Below are 1,193 nucleotides of genomic sequence, written 5' to 3' on the forward strand. Positions count from 1 at the left end.
GGTCGTGCATGCGGGACCGGGTCGTGCATGCGGAACCGGGGCGTGCATGCGGAACCGGGGCGTGGAGCGGGACCGGGGCGTGCATGCGGAACCGGGATGGTGAGCGCGGGATCAGGCGTCAGATGCGGTCGTGGGCTCGACGGAGGGCGCCTTCGATCGCAGCCTGGACCGTGGGCCAGTCGTGCACGACCTGGGCGTAATCGAAGCGCAGCGTCTCGTACCCGAGTCGCGATGCGACGGCGTCACGGGCGAGATCGCGGTGGCGCATCGCAGGGGCGCCGTGGTACTCACGTCCGTCGACCTCGATGATGAGGCGGCCGTCGACGACGAAGTCGACGCGGCCGACACCGGGGATCGCGACCTGCGTCGTGAGGTGCACGCCGAGGACATGGAGACGGAGGCGTAGCAGGGACTCCAGGCCGCTGTCCGCGTCAGGACGAGCGAGGTCCACGAGCCAACGCGCGGACCGGGGTAGCGCGGCGCGGATCCGGGCCCGTGCGGCCCGCCCGATCAGTCCCTGCCGCCAGGCCGACTCGAAGGACACGAAGAAGGCCTCGTCACCCTCGCACACGTGCAGATGCCGGAGCGCGTCCTCGACAGACACAATGCCGAACCGGGTGCGTCCCTCGAAATGATGCGGGATGCACCGGCACTCGATGTGCGCGTGCGCGCGGCCGTTGCGACCGAGCCAGACGTGCGGCGCATCGCTCTCCGACAGCACCCAGACTCCGTGGGCACGGAGCGCGGTGCCGCAGCTGATGGCCCCTCCGTGGGCAGCCGCCGTGAGCACCGTCGCGTCGAGGTCGTGACTGGCGAAGATCCCCGCGCGGACCCGATGGATCCGACCGGCGCGCACCGCGCGGGACAAGGCGGAGCGGGAGATTCCGAAAGCCCCGAGGTCGCGGCCGCGGGCGATGCCTCCGAGACGGTGAAGGGTCGAGACGGGATCGAGCATTCGCCGATTCTGCGTCCTCCGGTGTCTCGGCGGGGCCCGAAGGGCGTCATGGGGACGAGTCGGGGCGTCCGGGGATCCATGGAGGAAGAGTCACCTGCACGATCCGGAGCCGCGGGTAGTCCTGATCCGGGGATTCCGTCGTACAGACGGAACGTGGTCGTGCATCCGGGGCAGGAACCGAGACGGACGGAGACGGGATCGGAGACGGACGGAGACGGGATCGGAGACGGACGGAGAC

Annotated in this window: 1 protein-coding gene; it reads right to left on the reverse strand. The window is 70.4% G+C overall.

What is annotated here, in order from left to right; genetic code table 11:
- Positions 1-118 precede the first annotated feature (118 nt).
- The gene (locus DW296_RS01275; protein WP_136050754.1) at positions 119-955 is read right to left on the reverse strand and encodes a type IV toxin-antitoxin system AbiEi family antitoxin domain-containing protein; all 837 of its coding nucleotides are present in this window, start codon (positions 953-955) and stop codon (positions 119-121) included.
- Positions 956-1,193: the final 238 nt, after the last annotated feature.

Origin of the sequence: Microbacterium sp. K36 (genome assembly GCF_004794355.1) — a bacterium.
Classification (GTDB): Bacteria; Actinomycetota; Actinomycetes; order Actinomycetales; family Microbacteriaceae; genus Microbacterium; species Microbacterium paraoxydans_D.